Origin of the sequence: Caulobacter sp. Root487D2Y (assembly GCF_001427165.1) — a bacterium.
In the GTDB taxonomy this organism is placed as follows: domain Bacteria; phylum Pseudomonadota; class Alphaproteobacteria; order Caulobacterales; family Caulobacteraceae; genus Caulobacter.
The window spans coordinates 51,709-66,603 of the sequence record NZ_LMFD01000016.1; the positions used below are offsets into that span (position 1 = coordinate 51,709).

The 14,895-nt window shown below is 66.8% G+C and carries 17 protein-coding genes; 9 read left to right on the forward strand and 8 right to left on the reverse strand.

What is annotated here, in order from left to right:
- Positions 1-2: 2 nt before the first annotated feature.
- Both ASD38_RS22715 and ASD38_RS22720 read left to right on the forward strand, forming a co-directional pair.
- Positions 3-797 carry a TatD family hydrolase gene (locus tag ASD38_RS22715; protein ID WP_056437461.1) on the forward strand — a complete coding sequence of 265 codons (795 nt, stop codon included), beginning with the start codon at positions 3-5 and terminating at the stop codon, positions 795-797.
- Positions 794-1,612 (forward strand): MBL fold metallo-hydrolase, encoded by an 819-nt coding sequence (locus tag ASD38_RS22720; protein WP_056437464.1) that lies wholly within the window; start codon positions 794-796, stop codon positions 1,610-1,612. Before ASD38_RS22715 ends, ASD38_RS22720 begins: the two co-directional genes overlap by 4 nt.
- Here ASD38_RS22720 and ASD38_RS22725 read toward each other — a convergent pair.
- The 4 genes from ASD38_RS22725 to ASD38_RS22740 form a co-directional block, all read right to left on the reverse strand.
- On the reverse strand, positions 1,609-1,809 hold the full coding sequence (locus ASD38_RS22725; protein ID WP_056437467.1) for a hypothetical protein: 201 nt from the start codon (positions 1,807-1,809) through the stop codon (positions 1,609-1,611). The genes ASD38_RS22720 and ASD38_RS22725 overlap by 4 nt on opposite strands.
- A gap of 1 nt (position 1,810) precedes the next feature.
- Positions 1,811-1,993: a hypothetical protein gene (locus ASD38_RS22730; RefSeq protein ID WP_056437470.1), complete on the reverse strand. Its 183-nt coding sequence runs from the start codon at positions 1,991-1,993 to the stop codon at positions 1,811-1,813.
- The gene (locus tag ASD38_RS22735; RefSeq protein ID WP_056437479.1) at positions 1,990-2,235 is read right to left on the reverse strand and encodes a hypothetical protein; all 246 of its coding nucleotides are present in this window, start codon (positions 2,233-2,235) and stop codon (positions 1,990-1,992) included. The genes ASD38_RS22730 and ASD38_RS22735 overlap by 4 nt, the downstream gene beginning before the upstream one ends.
- Positions 2,236-2,349: 114 nt before the next feature.
- The gene (locus tag ASD38_RS22740; RefSeq protein WP_056463742.1) at positions 2,350-3,633 is read right to left on the reverse strand and encodes an alginate lyase family protein; all 1,284 of its coding nucleotides are present in this window, start codon (positions 3,631-3,633) and stop codon (positions 2,350-2,352) included.
- A gap of 567 nt (positions 3,634-4,200) precedes the next feature.
- On the opposite strand from ASD38_RS22740, the gene ASD38_RS22745 reads away from it, so the two are divergent.
- Positions 4,201-4,545 (forward strand): hypothetical protein, encoded by a 345-nt coding sequence (locus tag ASD38_RS22745; RefSeq protein WP_056437485.1) that lies wholly within the window; start codon positions 4,201-4,203, stop codon positions 4,543-4,545.
- Between the two features lie 239 nt (positions 4,546-4,784).
- Here ASD38_RS22745 and ASD38_RS22750 read toward each other — a convergent pair whose 3' ends face one another.
- Together ASD38_RS22750 and ASD38_RS22755 are read right to left on the reverse strand one after the other, a co-directional pair.
- Entirely contained in the window at positions 4,785-5,843 is a 1,059-nt protein-coding gene (locus tag ASD38_RS22750; RefSeq protein WP_056437488.1) for a PAS domain-containing sensor histidine kinase, read from the reverse strand.
- 20 nt (positions 5,844-5,863) lie between these two features.
- Positions 5,864-6,532, reverse strand: coding sequence for a response regulator (locus ASD38_RS22755; RefSeq protein WP_056437492.1), 669 nt, complete (start codon positions 6,530-6,532; stop codon positions 5,864-5,866).
- Between the two features lie 673 nt (positions 6,533-7,205).
- Between ASD38_RS22755 and ASD38_RS22760 the strand changes: the two genes are divergently transcribed.
- Both ASD38_RS22760 and ASD38_RS22765 read left to right on the forward strand, forming a co-directional pair.
- Positions 7,206-8,315 carry a BamA/TamA family outer membrane protein gene (locus tag ASD38_RS22760; protein ID WP_082560858.1) on the forward strand — a complete coding sequence of 370 codons (1,110 nt, stop codon included), beginning with the start codon at positions 7,206-7,208 and terminating at the stop codon, positions 8,313-8,315.
- Positions 8,316-8,403: 88 nt separating this feature from the next.
- Entirely contained in the window at positions 8,404-8,823 is a 420-nt protein-coding gene (locus tag ASD38_RS22765; protein WP_162252159.1) for an EF-hand domain-containing protein, read from the forward strand.
- 74 nt (positions 8,824-8,897) lie between these two features.
- Here the strand turns inward: ASD38_RS22765 and ASD38_RS22770 are convergent, their stop codons facing one another.
- Together ASD38_RS22770 and ASD38_RS22775 are read right to left on the reverse strand one after the other, a co-directional pair.
- Positions 8,898-9,827, reverse strand: coding sequence for an HAD family hydrolase (locus ASD38_RS22770; RefSeq protein ID WP_056437501.1), 930 nt, complete (start codon positions 9,825-9,827; stop codon positions 8,898-8,900).
- Positions 9,828-9,844: 17 nt separating this feature from the next.
- A complete protein-coding gene (locus ASD38_RS22775; RefSeq protein WP_056463884.1) occupies positions 9,845-10,756 on the reverse strand; it encodes a formylglycine-generating enzyme family protein in 912 nt (303 codons plus the stop codon).
- 399 nt (positions 10,757-11,155) lie between these two features.
- On the opposite strand from ASD38_RS22775, the gene ASD38_RS22780 reads away from it, so the two are divergent.
- The 4 genes from ASD38_RS22780 to ASD38_RS22795 all read left to right on the forward strand — a co-directional run bounded on the left by ASD38_RS22780 (position 11,156) and on the right by ASD38_RS22795 (position 14,872).
- Entirely contained in the window at positions 11,156-11,542 is a 387-nt protein-coding gene (locus ASD38_RS22780; RefSeq protein WP_056437504.1) for a DUF1622 domain-containing protein, read from the forward strand.
- A 275-nt stretch (positions 11,543-11,817) separates the two neighbouring features.
- Positions 11,818-13,356 carry an arylsulfatase gene (locus ASD38_RS22785; RefSeq protein WP_056463751.1) on the forward strand — a complete coding sequence of 513 codons (1,539 nt, stop codon included), beginning with the start codon at positions 11,818-11,820 and terminating at the stop codon, positions 13,354-13,356.
- Between the two features lie 214 nt (positions 13,357-13,570).
- A complete protein-coding gene (locus tag ASD38_RS22790) occupies positions 13,571-14,161 on the forward strand; it encodes a DUF4136 domain-containing protein (RefSeq protein ID WP_162252160.1) in 591 nt (196 codons plus the stop codon).
- A 57-nt stretch (positions 14,162-14,218) separates the two neighbouring features.
- Positions 14,219-14,872, forward strand: coding sequence for a MarC family protein (locus ASD38_RS22795; protein ID WP_056463757.1), 654 nt, complete (start codon positions 14,219-14,221; stop codon positions 14,870-14,872).
- The last annotated feature ends 23 nt before the right edge of the window (positions 14,873-14,895 follow it).

The window sequence follows — 14,895 nt, forward strand, 5'->3', positions numbered from 1 at the left end:
GCATGCTCATCGACAGCCACGTAAACCTGCACGCCCATCAGTACGACGAAGATCGCCAAGCGGTGATCGACCGCGCCCGCGAGGCCGGGATCGAACTGATGGTCACCATCTGCGACAAGATTCCGTCGTTCGAGGCCGTCCACGCCATCGCCATGGCCAACGACGACATCTGGTGCACGGTGGGCGCCCATCCGCATGAAGCCAAGGACCACGTCGACCTGACGACCGAACGCCTGGTCGAGCTGGCCGGCCGGCCGAAGGTGATCGGCGTCGGCGAAACGGGCCTGGACTTCCATTACGACCTCAGCCCGCGCGACGTGCAGGCGAACGTGTTCCGCGCCCATGTGGCGGCGGCCCGCCAGACCGGCCTGCCGCTGGTGGTCCACACCCGCGAAGCCGATCAGGTGATGGGCGACATCCTCGAGGAGGAACACGCCAAGGGGGCGTTCAAGCTGCTGATGCACTGCTACACCAGCGGCCCCGAGCTGGCGAAGCGGATGGCGGCGTTGGGGGCGTGGTTCTCGGTGTCCGGCATCGCCACCTTCAAGCAGGCGCAAGCGGTGCGCGACATCATCGCCGACATGCCGGCCGACAAGATCATCCTCGAAACCGACTGCCCGTACCTGGCCCCCGTGCCGATGCGCGGCCGCCGGAACGAACCGGCCTACCTGCCGCACGTGCTGGACAAGCTGGCCGAGGTCCGGGGCTGGACCCGCGCCGACGCCGAAGCTCGCACCGAGGAGGCCTTCTTCGCTCTGTTCGACCGGATTCCTCGGCCCAGGAAGCAACAGGCATGACCCGAAAGCTGGAGTTCACGATCCTGGGCTCCGGTTCGTCGGGCGGCGTGCCGCGCGCCGACGGCAACTGGGGCGATTGCGACCCGGCCGAGCCGAAGAACACCCGCACCCGCTGCTCGCTGCTGGTGCGCCGCCCAGGAATCAAGGCGGGCGGCGATCCGGCCGCCGAGACCACGGTCGTCGTCGACACCGCTCCGGACTTTCGTCTGCAGGCGGTAAGGGCGGGGATCAAGCGGGTGGACGCCTGCCTGTTCACCCACGACCACGCCGACCAGGCCCACGGGATCGACGATCTGCGGCCGTTCTTCCTGAACGCCCGCCAGCGCGTGCCGACCTATATGGACGCCTATACGACGGCCAGCCTGGGGCGACGCTTCGACTACATCTTCAAGAGCCAGGGCGGCTATCCGGCCATCTGCGAGGCTCACGCCATTCCGCCGCACGGCCAGACCTGGCGGATCGACGGCCCCAGCGGCGCGATCCCCGTGACCACCTTCGACGTCGACCACGGCGAGATCCGCGCGGTCGGCTACCGGTTCGGCGACGTCGCCTATACGCCCGACGCGATCGGCTTTCCCGAGGAGAGTTGGGCGGCGTTGAAAGGCCTCGACGTCTGGGTGGTGGACGCCCTGCGCTGGACGCCGCATCCGACCCACGCCCATGTCGGGCTGGCCCTGGAATGGATCGCCCGCGCCAAGCCGCGCCGCGCCATCCTGACCAACCTGCATATCGACCTGGATTTCAACGCCTTGGCGGCGAAACTTCCGCCGGGCGTCGAGCCGGCCTATGACGGCATGCGTTTCGGGAACGACTAGTCGGAATGTCCGCGGTCGCGGTCGGCCAGGGCGACGGTTCCGGCGGCCGTGATCACCCAGCCGCCGCCGTTGCGCTCCGCCAGGCCCAGATCGGTCAGGGCCCGCGCGTCGGCGATATTGATCCAGTCGACCGCATCGCCCGCCTTCTTGCGGGCCAGGTTCTTCAGCGCCACCAGTTGGCTCGGCGAAAGCGTCACGCTACTGGCCGCCCGACAATGGATCCGGCGACACCATCGCCCGCCGGCCGCTCACCCGTTCCAGCTCCTGCTGCATCCGCAGCACCTGGCCGCCCAGGCTGGTGACGTCGTCCTGCAGTTGGGCGTTGCGGCGCTTGAGATAGTCGTTTTCCCGGCGCAGCGCCTGGGCTTCCTCGTCGTTCATTGGCCGGCCTCGGAGACGGTCGGCGCGGCGCGGATGACAGCCCGCAGCAGCGCCTTGCGACGCGCGGGCAGGTCCGACGCCCGAAGCTCCAGCTCCGCGCCGGGCACGACCCGACCCTTGTGGCGATTGCCAAGGAAGAAGGTTTCGGCCCGGATCTCCCGGGCGGTGATCTGGTGGATGCCGATGGATTCCAACAGGGCTGTCCAACGCGTCGCCTGACGCGTGTCCGGATGGTCGGACATGAGGTTCTTTCAGGCTGGCGATCCCGCATGGCGCGGGGCGATCACGAGCTCCGGGCAGTATAGCGCGCTCACGCCCCAATAGCTCCGGCGCTTTTGGATCGCGCTGCAAAGACGTCAGGGCCTTGGCGCGACCAGCAGGCGGCTGAGATTGGCCGGATAGCGCTCCGCCAGGGTCGCGGCCTTGTCGGCCAGGGCCTCGTCGCCATAGGCCTGGGCCGCCGCCGCGAACAGCGGCAGGGCCTCCGATGAGGCGTCCCGCGGCTTCAGTTCGGGATAGGGGAAGCTGGCCTCCTGGCCGACATAGGGCGCCAGGAAGTCGAACGCCGCGCGCAGGCCGCGGCCGTCGGCGGTCCGGTAGCGCCAGAGATCCAGGTCCACGCAGCGTCCGAACTGCGCCGTGCCGACCAGGGCCTCCAGCGCGAAATAGCTGTAGTGCAGGGCGCGGGTGCGGGTCAGCTCCAGCGGCAGCGACCCGTTCGGCGCGACCTGGGTTGCGATCCGCCGCGCGCCGGCCTCGGCGACCACCTGGCGGGCCACCGCATCCTGGCGGGCGAACAGCGAGAATCCGGCCAGCTGGTAGTCGAACCAGATGCCGTGATTGTTGGCGGCGGCCTGTTCCTCGCGGCCGTTGGGATCGGTGCGCATCCAGGTGGCGTAGTCGGCGAACCAGCGCTCCAGGCCCTTCTGGTCGGCGTCCGACAACGCCTTGGACGGGGCCAGCAGGCCGACGCCCTCGATCACCCGCAACAGACGATAGGTGTCGAGCACGCCCTCGGCCCGGCCCGTGGTGCGCCCCGGCACGCCCTGGGCGTACTTGGCGTTGGGGTTCATCCGGGTGGCCGGATCCAGGAACCAGACGCGCAGCAGCTGGGCGGCCTTGGCCGCGTACCGCGCGTCGTCGGTGAACCAGTAGGCCAGGGACAAGGCCTCGACCGATGCGCTCATCGCGTCCAGGTCGGACACGTCGAAGGCGTTGGTGGCGCGCTCGGGATTGAACTCGCCGTCGCGGCGCAGATAGGGCTCGCCGTTCGGCCGGGTCGGGTCGGGCCACCAGTATGGGCCCATCGAGATATAGTCGTGCTTGTCGCCGCTGGGCGGGGTGCGGGTCTTGTCGACGACCGTATAGGTCGGCCCGGCCAGGGCGGCGTCGGCCCGCTTGATCACGGCGGCGTAGGCGGGCGCGACGGCGGGATCGGCGCGGTGGGCCTTGGCGTATTCCAAGCCCTCGGGGCTCCAGCGGAAGGTGCGGCGCCCGCCGAAGGCCGCGGCGGTTCCGTCGCCGCCCTGGCAGACGCCGGCCGGGGACGGCGGGACCGAGGGATCGGCGGCGAAGGCGGGAACGACCGCGCCCAGCGACACCAGAGCCGCGAGGCCGACGACAGCCGCTTTCGTTCGCATCCATCCGTCTCCCGAACGCCTCGACGCGCCTTGGAGCCGGCGTCGCTTCGGTCGGCACCATAACGGGTCGGATGAGGGGCGCAAGTAATTGGCCTGACCAAACGTCGCATTTGGTCAGTTGAGTCGACAGGCCTCGTGGCCGGGTCGGTGGGCCTGGTGCGCCAGGCCGCGGCGGAGCTCCAGGGCGCGATCCGGCTCGGCGCGCGCCGTGGCCAATTCTCCACAGTCCGACGCAATGCCTGATCACACATCACTTACTAGGTCGTTTTCCGTGCCCGAAAGCGGGGTTCGCCTGATTTCAGATCGGACGGCGCGCCCCGATAACGGTAACGGTCTTGAAGAAGCATCCCACCCATTGCACTAGTGTCTCAAGCGCGCTCCTCGCGTAGCGAGGATTTGGAACACGCGCGCCGTTCGTTCGAGGCCCGGAAAATTCACGAATGATCGGCTGTCGGCTCACGCTCTCCCAGCTTCTCATTGGCGTTGTTAACAACTGAAACGATCCGAGCAGCGTTTCGTCCGTTCCACCCTGGCGCCGTCGCGGGATTCGCCTACGGGGAGTCGGTCGTGGCGCAGCTTGAACTCCACAGTTATGATTTCTCGGTCGCCGACATCCGACCTTCCATCCGTTCGTATCTGCTCGCCCCCTGGTTTCGCAGCGACATACCGATGACAAATCTTGAGATCCGAGTTGCCGCGCTGCAGTTCCTCAGTCTCCGCCTCTGCGCGGCGCTGTCGCTCGAACAGCTCGAAGAAATCCGACAGTCGACCCTCGACGGCGTCCGGGCGTCGGATCTCGAATCGATGCAGATGCAATCGGAGTTCCTGAAGCTGCTCGACGACGCCATCGACCGGGCGCGCCAGAAGCAAGCCGCCGCGGCCACGATCAAGAATTCGGTTCACCTGGCCTGACGCAAATCAAGCGGTCATAAGGGTTTTCGCGTCTCGTCCTAGGGTTTGGCCCGATGGCGTTCGCGCCACGGCGGCCGCAATCTGGCTGGGCTCGCTCGTCAAGGCGTCACCCCCGATTTCCCTTGGCAAGCCGCGGCTCGCTCATCCCCCAAGAGCGCCGTCGTGGTCGCGAGTCGAGAGCCGGCCCGCATGTCCCGACGCATGTGTCGGGTCGGCTCTCCCTCGACCCTTGAACAGGATCAATCCTCGCCTTCGGGCAGGAGCGGAGCCCAGGCCTCCAGGGCCAGGCCCGGTTCGGCATTGCGCAGCGACAGATGCCCCTTCAGGAACTCGAGACGCAGACGCATGCCCTCGAGCCCGACGCCGGGAATGCTGTCGCGCCTCGGCGGCAGGCCGGAGCCGAAATCGCGAACCGTCAGCAGAACCATCTCGCCGGCGACCCGCAGTCGAACGACCGCCTGCTGGCTGCCGGAATGACTGTGGACGTTGGCCAGGGCTTCCTGAACCACGCGGTAGAGCGCGATCTCGGTGGCGTGAGACAGTCGTGGAAAATCGTCCGGAATGTCGATCGTCACCGCCACGTCCCCGCGTCGCGAGAAGCCGGTCGCGAACTGTCGGATCGCCGCGGCGAGCCCCAGGTGCTCCAGCGCCGGGGGGTGGAGCAGATAGGCGAAGCTGCGGATCTCGTCCAAGGCGCTGGACAGCAGGCCCGACACCTCGTCTCGGACCAGGCCGGTGCTGACCGGATCCTTGGCGTCCAGCCGCCGCAACATCAGTTTCGCGCCCGCCAGATGCTGAGCAGTGCTGTCGTGCAGCTCTCGCGCGATGCGCCGTCGTTCCGAATCCTCGGCATGCAGGAGGCGCGCCGTGGCCTCCCGCAATCCCAGCTCCGCCCGCCGCTGGATGGAGATGTCGTCGTGGGTCACGATCAGGAAGGGTTGGTCCCGGTGGCCGACACGCACCGCCGACAACTTCACCCAGCACGAACCGGTGTCGAGCGGCATGACGTATTCGTGCCGAAAGGGTCCGTCGCCCCCGGCGATCAGCGCCCGCAGGCCGGCGGCCACCGCGGCGGCGCCGGGCGTGCCCAGCCGATCGCAGAAGTTCAGATAGTTGCAGCCGACGCCGTGGTTGGCGATCTTGAGGTCGTTGAAATCCACGAACTGAACCCAGGCGTCGTTCACCGCCAGGATCTCGCCGGTTGCATCCACGACCGCGACGTTCGCCGTGAAGGCGTCCAGGGCGGACTCGTAGAACGCCGGGTCGAACCCGCCGGTCATGCTCTTGCCCGTGTGCATTCAGCGGAGTCTCGGGATGGCTAGGCCTCGATCAGCTTGTTGCGGATCGCATAGCGCACGATGTCCGCCAGTGAATGGGCGCCCAGCTTCCGCATGATGTTGCCGCGGTGGCTCTCGACGGTCTTGACGCTGATGTCGAGCATCGAGGCGATGACCTTGTTGCTGCGGGACTCGGCCAGCAGCTGGACGATCAGCAGCTCGCGCGTCGTCAGGGTCTCGGACCCTTCGATCACTTCCCCCAGCCCATGGCCGCCGGGCGAAAGGTATCCGCGCAGCACGGCGTCGGTGATCCCGGGGCAGAAGTAGGGCTTGTGGTTCAGCAGGGACGCCACGGCGGCGATGATGTTGTCGGTCGAGGCCGACTTGAGCACGAAGCCGCGCGCGCCGGCGCTGAACACCTCGCGCACCAGCTGCTCGCTGTCGTGCATGGTGAAGATCAGCAGCTCGGTATGGGTCTTCAGCTTGCGAACGTCGCGGGCGACGATCACGCCGCTCAGATCGGGCATGCTGATGTCGAGGATCATGACGTCCGGAACCAGTTCCTTGGCCAGACGGACGGCGTCACGTCCGTTTGAGGCTTCGCCGCAGATGGTCCAACCCGGCTGGGATTCCAGCGCCTCGCGCAGCCCTGCCCGGACGATCGAGTGATCGTCGGCGAGCAGAATGGTCGGGGTGCTAGGCAAGGGCATCTTCGATTCCCGCTCCGATGGAAAAGTGTACTACAATCGTCTGCTTTTAGCTGAAATGCCTGCGGAGTTTTCTGCGCAAGGTTGTGAAAAACCCTATCGACGAACTTCCAGTCACCCCGCGAAACTCGTGTGCATTCCTGGGCGAAATCAGGGTGCGCCGACGACGAGATGGGCCGCCAGGCTGGGCGCCAGCCGGCCAATAGGGCCGGTTTGCAGACTTGGCGCCGTCTTCGGTGGCCGCTTCCTCCAGGAGGGTGGAGGAAATCGCCTCGAAACTCTGGGGGAATTGGCGGCAGGGCCTCGTGGACAGGCCCGCCCGCGGCGCAATCGGATCGATCGACGGCGCAACCGACGCCTGGGGTTTTCCCGCCGCAAATCTCGGCGAAATATCCAATCCCCCGGCGAAAAGCGCCTCGCCCGTGAAGGCTGTGGCCACTCCACGCATCTAAAAGCTCTTCCCTCTGCCCGGAAAGCACGGTTGCAGTGCTTGGGCGCGGTAATCTACCCGGTAAAACCCTTAGTCGACCCTCCTAAATCCCCCGATGGTTTGATGGTCGGGCCGATCCGCGACGCAAATACTGGGGCTTCCGGAAAAGGGGTAGGATTTCACCTGATTGTTCAGGCTCGGCCGGCGCCCAAAGTTGACGGCGACACCCGCTGAAGGCCGTCCGTCATGCGAAGCCTGCTCCTCTGCGGATTTCTCATCGCTTTGCCGACGGCCCTGCGAGCGCAGGATGTCGAGATCTCCACCACCAGTCTGCGCACGCCGGTGGAGCAGGTCGGGGGGCAGAAGGCCAGCTTCGTGGCCATGCCCATCCCGCTGTCGAACCCGGCGATCGGCAGCGGCCTGGGCGTGGCCGCGCTCGCGATCTACCAGCCCCAGGGTTCGGTGCGGCCTTGGACCAGCGGCGCGGGCGGGCTCTATACCGACAGCAAGAGCTGGGGCGCCGTGGTGTTCCAGAAGGCCTATCTGGGCGGCGACAAATATCGGGTCGCCGCCGGGGCCGGAACCGGGGTCTTCAATGTCGACTTCTTCGGCATCGGCTCGGACGCGGGCTCCGACGGGCGCTCGATCGCCCTGGAACAGAAGGTCAGCGGCGCGGTCGTCGAAGTGCTGTCGCACCTAGGCACGAACGTCCACGTCGGCCTTCGATATCGCTACATCAAGATGGACTCGACGTTTGACACCGCCAGCCTGTTTCCCAATTTGCAGTTGCCGCAGATCCAGCTCCAGAGCCAGGTTTCGCAACTGGGCCTCGCCGGCGAATTCGACACCCGGAACAGCGAGTACTTCCCCCAGTCCGGCCTCTACGCCAACGCCCAGTGGCTGGTGTCCGCCGACGCCCTGGGCAGCGACTTCGACTACCCGCGGTTCACCGGAGCGGTGAACGGTTATCACAGCGTCAACGACAAGACCGTGCTGGCGTGGCGAGGGTCGGTCTGCCGGGCGGGAGAGAACGGGCCGTTCTACGACCTGTGCAACTACGGCCAGAGCAACGACCTGCGCGGCTACACCGCGGGGCAATATCGCGACCACGCCATGTTCGCGGTCCAGGCCGAGGTCCGGCGCAAGATCCACGGGCGCTTCGGCGCGGTGGCCTTCGTCGGTGTCGGCGAGGTGGCCAACGAGTTCTCGAAGATGAACCCCAAGGACCTCCTACCCGCGGCCGGCGTCGGCGCCCGCTTCGAGGCCTCCACCAAATACCACGTCAATCTCAGCATCGACTACGCCGTCGGGGACGGCTCCTCGGCGCTCTATTTCTATGTCGGCGAGGCCTTCTGATGATCGTCGCGCGGAGATCTCGCGACGGCCAGGCCGCGCGATCCCCCTGATTTCACCGAGGGCCGAGGCCCGTTCCTTGGAGGTTCATATGCGTAGACTCGTGCTCATCACCGCCGTGGCGTTGCTGTCAACGTCCGCCGCGAACGCCCAGCAACTGCTCGCCGACACCAACAAGGACGGCAAGGTGACGCAGAAGGAATATCAGGACAGCCGCCGGACCTTCCTGATGCGCGCCGACAAGGATAAGGACGGCAAGCTCAGCGCGGCCGAATGGACCAAGGGCGCGGAGCAGGTGCGCAACGAGGTCCGCGCCGAGGGCGTCGACGGCTGGCCGAAGATCGGCAAGGCGGGGCTCTTCGGCATCCTCGACACCGACAAGGACGGCTTCGTGACCCCGGCCGAGATCGACGCCTATTATGGCCCGAGGTTCGCCAAGTTCGACCTGAACCACGACGGCTTCGTCACGCGCACGGAAGCCGCCAAAGTCCAGAAGGCGGTCGGCGACTAGGCCGTCGCCGGCGATCTTCGAACGCGTTTCCATTCCGTCACGGCCCGTCGACCATCGTCGGCGGGCCCGTCCGCCTAGAGGGTCTTGTCCCGAAACAGCCGCGACCAGTCGTCCTTCATGCTGACGATCGTCCAGCCTCGCTCGATCGCCGTGGTCATGGCCACGTCCAGCTTTCCGACGTGGGTGTCCTTGTCGTAGGCGTATTCGCGCTCCGGGTCGTCGTGATGCAGCAGCATCGGCAGGCGCCGGCCGGGACCCGAGGCGGTGTATTCGAGCATCGCCAGGTCGCCGTCGGAATTACCGAACGCCACGATGGGCCGCCGGCCAATGTGCAGGGCGATATTGACCGGCTTTTCCGAATACTCGTTGAACGACTGCAGTTCGGGCAGCTTGCGGATCTCGCCGCGGCGGCCGTTCAGCCGGAACTCGGTCTTGCCGCTGGAGCCGATCACCCGCTCACGCGGCACGCCGTAGATCTGCTCGCTGAACATCCGGACGATGTCGGTCCCGCCGGCGGTGACGATGAAGTTGCGAAAGTCGTTGGCCGCCAGATAGGCCAGCAGCTCGCGCATCGGCTGGTAGGCGAGGGCGGTGTAGGGCCTGTCGAAACGGGGGTGCCGCGCCTCGACCAGCCAGGTCGCCACCTCCAGCGCGAAGGCCTCCTCGGTGGCGTGGGCGTGCAGGTGCAGCAACAGCTCGACCACCGCCTGCTTTCCGCAGGCGGCCAGCCCCGCCATGTCCTGGTTGACGAACGCCTGGAAGACCGGCTTGGCGGCCAGTTCGGGATGTGACGCCGCCATGTGCCTGGCCCGCTCCAGGGCGAACATCCCCTGGGCGTAGAGCGGATGCTCGACCCACAGGGTGCCGTCGTTGTCGAACACCGCGATGCGGTCGGCGGGGGCCACGTAGTCGCGACCGCCGGGGCGGGTCACTCGGGCGACGAAGTCCAGGATCTTCCGCCTAGGCGAGGTGTCGGCCCAACTCGGTAACGGCACTTTGGTCATGGTCGCCTCCGAGCGGCTCAGACGCGGGATCTGACAATGCAGCGAAAACCCACATGCGACGCCGAGGTGTCGATCGGCTGCGCGTGTCGCGCCGCCGGCCGATAGCGTTTGCAGTAATTCGGCGCGCATAGATGCGAGCCGCCCTTCAGAACCTTCCTGGGGATCGGAAGCCCTCCGGCCTCGCAACTGTCCTCCTCGAGCCCGCCCCGTGGATTCTTGGCCGCGCAGCAGCGGGGCGCCTCGGCCCCCGCGTCGGGCGTCGACCACCAGTCGGCCGTCCATTCCCAGACGTTGCCGATCATGTCGTGGAGGCCGTAGCCGTTGGGCGGATAGGCGCCGACCGGCGACGTCCTGGCCCAACCGTCGTCCAAGGTGTTCTGATGGGGGAACGCGCCCTGCCAGGTGTTGGCCATGTGGCGGCCGCCGCGCAGGAACGTGTCGCCCCAGGCGAACTCGGCTTCGTCCAGACCACCGCGAGCCGCCAATTCCCACTCCGCCTCGGTCGGAATCTCCACCCCCGCCCACGCGGCGTAGGCCAGGACGTCGACCCAGGCGACGTGGACCACCGGATGATCGCCCAGACCCTGGATGTCGCTTCCCGGGCCATAGGGACACCGCCAGTTGGAGCCCTGGACGAAGGCCCACCATTGCAGATGATGCCGCAGATCGACCGGCCCGCGCGGCGGAGAGAACACCATCGACGAAGCGATCAGCAGGGCCGGATCGGCGCCGGGATAGTCCTTCGGATCGGGCGGCAGTTCGGCGAAGGTGACATAGCCCGTGGCGTCCACGAACCGCGCGAATTGCTGATTGGTCACGGGGCTGGGATCGATCCAGAACCCATCGACCGAGACCCGGCGCGACGGCCGCTCCTCGGGGTAGTGATCGTCCGATCCCATGGTGAAGACGCCGCCGGGGATCCAGGTCATCGCTTCCCGAAGCGGCTGGCGCCAGGTTTTCGCGGGCGGGGCGGACAGGGCGGAATCGCCGAGGTTCTTCATGCGCCCCCCGTCAGCCGAACGAGCCGTCGCGGAAGACGATGTCGGCGCGGGCGGGGACGTCCACGTCCGGCGAACCGTCACGAGCGGCTGCGAGCGGGACGTGTGTCTCTGGCATGGCCTGCCTCCACCGCGAGATCTTCACTAGTGACCATGCGCGGCGGCGCTTATCGATCAGGCGATCCCCCGGGTGCGGAAGAGCAGATTCCCTACCGATCCTTCCGTCCTTGCATGTTTCTCCCCGAGCGCCTCGGCGCTTCGCCGGATGGCGCGCGCGCGCCAAACGCCTTTTGCTGCCCTCTTCTTGAAGCCGGTCCCCCGAGGTCGTTCATGGAAGTGCTGCTGCGAGAATGCGCCAACTACGTCGCGCTCGCCGCGGAGCTGTGTTCGGTGCTCTGCATCGCGGTCGGCATGGTGGAAACCCTGGTTCAGGGCGCCCGCGTCACGGTCGGCCGAAGCGGATCGTCACGTCAGGCGCGGCGGGACCTCTGGGCCCAGTTCGCGCGCTGGATCGTCCTGGCGCTCGAATTCGCCCTGGCCGCCGACATCGTCCGCACGGCGATCGCGCCGACCTGGGACGACATCGGACGCCTGGCGGCGATCGCCTTCATCCGCACCGGTCTGAACTACTTCCTGGAACGGGACATGGAGGAGTTCGCCCCCGCCGCCGAGGGGCCGGAGGAGGGGCGGGTGAAGGACGAGAGGCCCAGGTCATGAGCGCGCCGCTCAGCGCGCTCGTGACCGGCAGTCGGAGATCGGCCGGCCGGACGAGGCCCTGGACGAGGCCGGCGCGCGCGGCTGGACGGTCCTCAGCATGAAGAGCGACTGGAAGACCGTGTTCGCGACCAAGCCGTGACGACCCGGGCGCAACCCCTCGAAGGACTAGGGTGAACTGGCGGGCCAAGCGGGTAGTCCCGTCGATATTCCCCCCCTCGGAGGCGTGATGATCTTGCGCCGCCTCGTGTCATGAGGCGCGACCGCGGAGCACCATCATGCCCAAAGGAAAACCCAATATCCTCGTGATCTGGGGCGACGACATCGGCATCAGCAACCTCAGTTGCTATTCGCACGGCCTGATGGGCTACCAGACGCCCAACATCGACCGCATCGCCCGCGAAGGCATGATGTTCACCGACAGCTACGGCGAGCAGTCCTGCACCGCCGGGCGTTCGTCGTTCATCACGGGGCAAAGCGTGCTGCGCACCGGCCTGTCGAAGGTCGGCGCCCCGGCCGCGCCCGTCGGCATGAACGACAAGCTGGTGACCATCGCCGCGCTGCTGAAGGAGCAGGGCTACGCCACCGGCCAGTTCGGCAAGAACCACCTGGGCGACCTGAACCACATGCTGCCCACCAACCACGGGTTCGACGAGTTCTTCGGCAACCTCTATCACCTCAACGCCGAGGAAGAGCCGGAGATGTACGACTACTATCCGGACGAGGACTTCCCGAACTTCAAGAAGAAGAACGGCCCGCGGGGTGTCGTCCACAGCTGGGCGACCGATGTCGACGACCCCACCACCCACGAGCGCTGGGGCAAGGTCGGCAAGCAGAAGATCGAGGAAACCGGCCCGCTGACCAAGGCCCGGATGGAGACCTGCGACGACGAGTTCGTCGAGCACGCCAGCGACTTCATCAAGCGCCAGAAGGCCGACGACAAGCCGTTCTTCGTCTGGCTGAACACCACGCACATGCACATGTTCACGCACACGAAGAAGTCGAGCCTGGGCCAGGCCGGCCGCTGGCAGTCGCCCTATCACGACACCATGATCGACCATGACAAGAACGTCGGCCAGATGCTGGACCTGCTCGATCAGCTGGGCTTGGCCGAAGACACCATCGTGGTCTACTCGACCGACAACGGTCCTCACCGCAACAGCTGGCCGGACGGCGGCATGACCCCGTTCCGCAGCGAGAAGAACTCCAACTGGGAAGGCGCCTTCCGCATTCCCGAGCTGATCCGCTGGCCCGGCAAGATCAAGGCCGGCGTGGTTTCCAACGAGATCGTCCAGCACCACGACTGGCTGCCCACCTTCCTGGCCGCCGCCGGCGATCCGGACATCGTCGAGAAGGTCAAGAAGGGCGTTACGGCGGCCGGCCGGAAGTACAAGAACCACATCGACGGGGTGAACCTGCTGCCCTACCTGACCGGCGAGGTCGAACACAGCCCGCGCAAGCTGTTCGTCTATATCAGCGACGACGGCGACATCCTGGCGGTCCGGTACGACAACTGGAAGGTCGTGTTCATGGAGCAGCGCTGTGTCGGCACGATGCGGATCTGGGCCGAGCCGTTCACGCCGCTGCGGCTGCCCAAGATCTTCAATCTGCGAACCGATCCCTACGAGTTCGCCGACGTCACCTCGAACAGTTACTACGAGTGGTATCTCTACCACGCCTATATCCTATACGGGGCCTGGGGCCTGGCCGCGCAGTTCGCGGACACCTTCAAGGACTTCCCGCCGGTGCAGAAGCCCAACACCTTCACCATCGATGACGCGATCGCGAAGATGTCCGAGGCGCAGGGCGGCGGCTGATCGTTTCCCAGACGGCTTGACGAGGTCGGCGGAGAAATCCGCCGACCTTTTCTTTTGATCCGTGGAGCGCCGCGCTCAACTCAAGGCATTACCCCCAATGGCCAGGGTTTCACCGGATTGAGGCCCTTACGCGCCGGGCGGAAAGTTCGAACGGCGCCGCACCAAGGCATGGGCGTCGAGTCGAGCAGGAGCCTCTCCGATGCCGTCGAGGATCATGACCAAAGCCCTTCTGGCGGCGGCCATCGCCGTCTGCCTGCCGATGATCGGCTGTGAAAGCCCCGGTGGACAGGTTTCGGTTCTGACCGGCAATACGCCGCTGGCCGGCTCGACCTACGCCTGGGCGCCCGTCCAGTCGGGAAGCGGTGATCCGCGCATCGACAACGACATCATGCGCGAGCGCATCCGGACCGCGATCGACACCAACCTGGCCGCCAAGGGCTACACCCAGGTCGACCCGTCCAAGGCCAAGCTCCTGGTCGCCTACCATGTCGGTCTGCAGAACAAGACCGACTATTCGGCCAGCAGCATGGGCGGGCATCCGGGCATGGCCTGCGGCGTCCGCGGCTGCATCGGCGGCTATGGCTGGGGCATGTACGGCGCGCCGATGGATGTCGACATCCGCTCGATCAACTACACCGAGGGCGCAGTGATGCTCGACCTGGTCGACGCCGCCAGCGGCAAGCTGGCCTGGCGCGCCACCTCGCAGAAGCGGGTCGACCAGAAGGACGCCACCCAGGACGGGCTGAACGCCATCATCGCCGACATGGTCAAGACCCTGCCGCCAGGCGCGCCGCCGGCCGGTTAGCCCGCCGGAACGCCGACGCTATCCGCTCCGTCACGAACAGGATCAGTCGAGACCGCCATGGCCGCGCCCATCAACCTAGGCTTCATCTTCGCGATCTTCTTCCTGACGCTCGGCCCGTTGAAGCTGATCCCGACCTTCTATGGCGTCACTCAGGGAATGGACCGCAAGACCCGGATCGGCCTTGCCCTCAAGAGCGCCGCCCTGGCGTTCGTGATCCTGGTGGCGGCCGCCGTGGTCGGATCGACCCTGGCCACGAATTGGCGAATCTCGCGCGAGGCCCTGACCATCACGGGCGGCTTCCTGCTGATGATCGGCTCGCTGAAGATCCTGTCCAGCGTGCTCGCGCCGCCCGCGCCGCCCGAGGCGCCGCCGGCCGGTTCGGCCGCCCAACGGTCGCTCAGCGTCGTGATCTCGCCCCTGGCCATTCCCGGCATCATCACGCCCTGGGGCGTGGTGGCCCTGCTGCTGTTCGTCGGCGTGGCCGAGGATCAGAACCGCCTGGGCGGCGTCGCCGTCGCCCTGGTGGTGATCATGCTGCTCAATATCGGCGGGATGATCTTCGCGGGCCCGGTGATGCGCACGGTCGGACTGCCGGCCATGAGCGTGCTGGGCTGGGTGTTCAGCATCCTGCAGGCGGCGCTCGGGGTCACCTTCATGCTTCGCGGCCTGATCGCCGCGCTCGGCATGCCCTGGCGTTCGACCCCGCTATGACCATCGACACGCACAGCCTCGAC

Bases quoted from the DNA above. Each gene is read 5' to 3' on its own strand.
- ASD38_RS22715 (WP_056437461.1), top strand. From the start codon at position 3: ATGCTCATCGACAGCCACGTAAACCTGCACGCCCATCAGTACGACGAA.
- ASD38_RS22720 (WP_056437464.1), top strand. From the start codon at position 794: ATGACCCGAAAGCTGGAGTTCACGATCCTGGGCTCCGGTTCGTCGGGC.
- ASD38_RS22730 (WP_056437470.1), bottom strand. From the start codon at position 1,993: ATGAACGACGAGGAAGCCCAGGCGCTGCGCCGGGAAAACGACTATCTC.
- ASD38_RS22735 (WP_056437479.1), bottom strand. From the start codon at position 2,235: ATGTCCGACCATCCGGACACGCGTCAGGCGACGCGTTGGACAGCCCTG.
- ASD38_RS22740 (WP_056463742.1), bottom strand. From the start codon at position 3,633: ATGCGAACGAAAGCGGCTGTCGTCGGCCTCGCGGCTCTGGTGTCGCTG.
- ASD38_RS22750 (WP_056437488.1), bottom strand. From the start codon at position 5,843: ATGCACACGGGCAAGAGCATGACCGGCGGGTTCGACCCGGCGTTCTAC.
- ASD38_RS22755 (WP_056437492.1), bottom strand. From the start codon at position 6,532: ATGCCCTTGCCTAGCACCCCGACCATTCTGCTCGCCGACGATCACTCG.
- ASD38_RS22760 (WP_082560858.1), top strand. From the start codon at position 7,206: ATGCGAAGCCTGCTCCTCTGCGGATTTCTCATCGCTTTGCCGACGGCC.
- ASD38_RS22765 (WP_162252159.1), top strand. From the start codon at position 8,404: ATGCGTAGACTCGTGCTCATCACCGCCGTGGCGTTGCTGTCAACGTCC.
- ASD38_RS22770 (WP_056437501.1), bottom strand. From the start codon at position 9,827: ATGACCAAAGTGCCGTTACCGAGTTGGGCCGACACCTCGCCTAGGCGG.
- ASD38_RS22775 (WP_056463884.1), bottom strand. From the start codon at position 10,756: ATGACCTGGATCCCCGGCGGCGTCTTCACCATGGGATCGGACGATCAC.
- ASD38_RS22780 (WP_056437504.1), top strand. From the start codon at position 11,156: ATGGAAGTGCTGCTGCGAGAATGCGCCAACTACGTCGCGCTCGCCGCG.
- ASD38_RS22785 (WP_056463751.1), top strand. From the start codon at position 11,818: ATGCCCAAAGGAAAACCCAATATCCTCGTGATCTGGGGCGACGACATC.
- ASD38_RS22790 (WP_162252160.1), top strand. From the start codon at position 13,571: ATGACCAAAGCCCTTCTGGCGGCGGCCATCGCCGTCTGCCTGCCGATG.
- ASD38_RS22795 (WP_056463757.1), top strand. From the start codon at position 14,219: ATGGCCGCGCCCATCAACCTAGGCTTCATCTTCGCGATCTTCTTCCTG.